This is a genomic window from Novosphingobium sp., assembly GCF_049240505.1.
Lineage (GTDB): Bacteria > Pseudomonadota > Alphaproteobacteria > Sphingomonadales > Sphingomonadaceae > Novosphingobium.
Window position 1 is genome coordinate 1 of the sequence record NZ_JBMLSM010000110.1, and the last position, 4,341, is coordinate 4,341.

A 4,341-nucleotide genomic window follows, 5' to 3' on the forward strand; every position below is an offset into this window, starting at 1 on the left:
TGGTGTCGCGGGCCATGACTTCAAACTCCTCGATGTGGATCGAGGTAAAGACGTCTTCCTTCACGATGCGTTCGCTGATCAGGATCGAGTCTTCGTAGTTGTAGCCGTTCCAGGGCATGAACGCGACGAGCACGTTGCGGCCCAGCGCCAGTTCGCCAAACTCGGTCGAGGGACCATCGGCAATGATGTCGCCCTTTTCGATCAGATCGCCCACCTTTACCAGCGGACGCTGGTTGATGCAGGTCGACTGGTTCGAGCGTTCGAACTTCTGCAGGCGGTAGATATCGACGCCCGACTGGCCGGGTTCAATATCGCCCGAGGCGCGGATCACGATACGGGTTGCGTCAACCTGATCGACCACGCCCGAACGCAGCGCCGAGATTGCTGCGCCCGAATCGCGCGCAACGGTTTCTTCCATGCCGGTGCCGACGTAAGGCGCATCCGCCTTGATCAGCGGCACGGCCTGACGCTGCATGTTCGATCCCATGAGCGCGCGGTTGGCGTCGTCGTTTTCCAGGAACGGAATGAGCGATGCTGCAACCGAAACGAGCTGCTTTGGCGAAACGTCCATCAGCGTGACCTGATCACGCGGGCTCATCACGAATTCGCCGTTCTGGCGAGCCGAGACGAGTTCTTCGACGAACGAGCCATCAGCGCTCAGCTCTGCCGAAGCCTGCGCCACGGTGTGCTTCTGCTCTTCCATTGCGGAAAGATAGATGACGTCCTTCGTCACCTTGCCGTCCACGATCTTGCGGTACGGCGTTTCGATGAAGCCGTACTTGTTGACGCGGGCAAAGGTCGAGAGCGAGTTGATCAGACCGATGTTCGGGCCTTCCGGCGTTTCGATCGGGCAGATACGGCCATAGTGCGTCGGGTGAACGTCGCGCACTTCGAAGCCTGCGCGTTCGCGGGTCAGACCGCCCGGCCCGAGCGCCGAAACACGGCGCTTGTGCGTCACTTCGGACAGCGGATTGGTCTGGTCCATGAACTGCGAAAGCTGCGAAGAACCGAAGAATTCGCGCACAGCCGCCACGGCAGGCTTTGCGTTGATCAGATCGTTCGGCATGACGGTGGAGACGTCAACCGAGGACATGCGCTCCTTCACGGCGCGTTCCATGCGCAGCAGGCCGACACGGTACTGGTTTTCCAGCAGTTCGCCCACCGAACGCACACGGCGGTTGCCGAGGTTGTCGATGTCGTCGATTTCGCCCTTGCCGTCCTTGAGGTTCACCAGCTCCTTGACCACGGCGAGGATATCTTCGGTGCGCAGGGTGGTGACCGTGTCTTCGCATTCCAGCGCAAGACGCATGTTCAGCTTGACGCGACCCACGGCCGAGAGGTCGTAACGGTCCGCATCGAAGAACAGGCCGTCGAACAGCGCTTCTGCGGTTTCGCGCGTCGGCGGTTCGCCGGGGCGCATGACGCGATAGATATCGGCCAGCGCGTGATCGCGATCCGGGGCCTTGTCGGCCTTGAGCGTGTTGCGGATCCAGGGGCCGGTCGAAACATGGTCGATGTCGAGCAGTTCGAGGCTGTCGATCCCGGCCTTGTCCAGCAGATCGAGGTTTTCCGGCGAAACTTCGTCACCGGCTTCGATCCAGATGCGGCCGGTCGATTCGTCAATCAGATCGCGCGCTGCATAGCGGCCGAAGATTTCCTCGGTCGGGATCAGCAGTTCTTCCAGACCGTCCTTGGCCGCCTTGTTGGCAGCGCGGGGGCTGATCTTCTGGCCAGCCGGGAAGATCACTTCGCCCGACTTGGCATCGACGATGTCGAACATCGGCTTGGAACCGCGCCACTGTTCGAGCACGAATGGAACCTTCCAGCCGCCTTCCGCACGCGCCCAGTTCACGATATCGTAGAAGTGGTGGAGAATGCCTTCGTCGCTCAGGCCCAGCGCATGAAGCAGCGCGGTGACCGGCAGCTTGCGCTTGCGGTCGATACGGACGTTGACGATGTCCTTGGCGTCGAATTCGAAATCGAGCCACGAACCACGGTAGGGAATCACGCGCGCAGCAAACAGATACTTGCCCGAAGAGTGCGTCTTGCCACGGTCATGATCGAACAGAACGCCCGGCGAACGGTGCATCTGCGAAACGATAACGCGCTCGGTGCCGTTGATGAAGAAGGTGCCGTTCTCGGTCATGAGCGGGATGTCGCCCATGTAGACGTCCTGCTCCTTGATATCGATGAGCGACTTGGTTTCCGTCTCGGCGTCCACTTCGAACGTGGCCAGCTTGAGCGTCACCTTCATCGGCGCAGCATAGGTGATGCCGCGCTGGCGGCATTCGTTCACGTCATACTTCGGCGCTTCGAGAACGTAGCCGTCCCGCTCCTTGATATCGAGGCTGGCAGTGCCGGCGAAGTCCTGGATCGGGAAAACCGAACGCAGCGTCTTTTCGAGACCCGAGACATAGCCCACCGACGGATCGGAGCGAAGGAACTGCTCATACGATTCGCGCTGAACCTCGATCAGGTTCGGCATCTGCACGACTTCGTGAATGTCTCCGAAGATCTTGCGGATGCGCTTCTTCACGCCGGGACGACTGGCTGTCTTGGTAACCATAAAGGTTGCGAGCCTCTTCTCAACTAATGGCCGGAAAACCGGCGGAAATTCTGCCACGCGCAGGGATGGCGCCACCAAACGGGAAAAGGCCGCACAGCGCACAGCGATCCGTTAAACGGAAGCCGTGGCCCGCAGCCTTTTGCGTCAGATGGTAAGCCCGCTGCTTCCTTCCCGAGCTATCCCCTGCGCATGGGACGGCCTTGCTCGAAGCATCAGACAGGGGCGGCATATAGGAGAGGTACAACGCGAAGTCAAAGGCCCGTTCGGCGCCATAACAGAGAGCCATGCAAACCGCTCTCGACCTCTGCAAAGTAATCGCAAGAACAAACTGAATTCATGAACCACTGTTCATAATCCGCAATGACATCCGGGAATTGTCACTACCGGATGGCAATTCGGCATCAATAATCGCTCGATTCATCGCCAATAAGGAACCCGAATCGCACTTCGTCGCGTTTTCCGGGCATGACACACTTCAATCCAATATCGCCCCGCACCACCATGACAATTTCAGCCATGCTGATGCTTTCTTCCGCTATGGTCCACGCGCAGGAAGTCGTGCTGCCGCCAACGGCAGAGCCGGTCATGTCCGCGCCAGCCGTGGCCCCGGCAACTACGACGCCCGCCGCGCCGACAATTGTGCTGCCGCCCGTTGAGGCAAGTCCTGTTGCCGCGACGGTGGAAACGCCTGCCAGCATCGCTGACTCAACAGTGCCGCCGCCTGTGGCTGTGCCTGAGGCCAGTTCCGAGCGCGCAGCGCCCCGCACCGTGGCACGCACGACGCCTCCTGCCCGAAACGTCGCAATGCCTGCGACACCCTTCACCGCAACTGCAAACACAAATGCTTCAGCACCAGTGGCCTCACCGCCGCCTACTCCGCCGATCACCAATGATAGCGAAATCGCTCCTGCCGCCCCGCCCCCTGCCGAGAGCACTTCGGACGGAGCATCTGACTGGGCACTGCCCATCGGCGTGGGTGCCAGCATTCTTGTGCTGGGCGTAGCGGTTGCGGCGCTGCATCGCCGCCGCCGTCCTTATGAGGAAGATGTCGATTTCGTGCCGCCCGTGATTGTCCCGCCCGGCCGTGCAGAAGCACGTTCGCCGATGGCGGCACGCATGGCGGGGGTGCAGCAACCGATCACGCCACGCCCGGCAGTCACGATGCCCACAGTTGCACCTGCCGGAATGCGGGAGCGGGAAGCGCTTATCGAGCGAATGGTTGCTGCTGCCCCCGATGCCGCGAACCCGTTCACCTCGCGCAAGGCTCGCCGCCGCCGGGCAAGGTTGATCATGCAGTCCATGCCTGATGCGCCCGCGTTGCAGCCCGCACCCACTCTTCCTCGTGCCGAAACGACCCGGCCTGTCCATGTGCCGGTGACCAGAACGCTCGTGGACGCCTGACGGTCTGCCCGCTTCGGCGAGCACTTTCCCATCAATCTTCACCCGTCGCCACGTCGTGGTGAAGGGAAGCGATCCAGCCCATAGCGGGCAGGGTCGCTTCTTTTCATGATGACTCCTTGACCGAGGAGCAATTGACTCTCTTGCCAGAATAAGCCAATGGCCCGCCCGACCGGCAGGCCGAAATGCCCGCCGATCATCCGTCCGAGACAGTTGGCGTGCGGGACTAGCCCGCGCTTAATCTCCAACCTAGGCGGGGAAAAGAGTTTCCGGCCCCTGGCTCCTTATGGATCGTGGTGCCCTTCGCGCCTTTCCGGCGCACCTCCTTCCCTTGTCACGGACTCGCCGGTGGTCTTCGGGCCATCGACAAACGTAGC

Annotated in this window: 3 protein-coding genes; 1 reads left to right on the forward strand and 2 read right to left on the reverse strand. The window is 61.1% G+C overall.

Features of this window, described 5'->3' with window-relative positions; translation table 11 throughout:
* Together rpoB and ACOVQ0_RS09470 are read right to left on the reverse strand one after the other, a co-directional pair.
* Positions 1-2,566, reverse strand: a 2,566-nt coding sequence (rpoB, locus tag ACOVQ0_RS09465; protein WP_421883425.1) for a DNA-directed RNA polymerase subunit beta, incomplete at its 3' end; no start/stop codon positions are given.
* 401 nt (positions 2,567-2,967) lie between these two features.
* Entirely contained in the window at positions 2,968-3,345 is a 378-nt protein-coding gene (locus ACOVQ0_RS09470) for a hypothetical protein (protein WP_421883429.1), read from the reverse strand.
* Positions 3,346-3,421: 76 nt separating this feature from the next.
* On the opposite strand from ACOVQ0_RS09470, the gene ACOVQ0_RS09475 reads away from it, so the two are divergent.
* Positions 3,422-3,967 carry a hypothetical protein gene (locus tag ACOVQ0_RS09475; protein WP_421883432.1) on the forward strand — a complete coding sequence of 182 codons (546 nt, stop codon included), beginning with the start codon at positions 3,422-3,424 and terminating at the stop codon, positions 3,965-3,967.
* Positions 3,968-4,341: the final 374 nt, after the last annotated feature.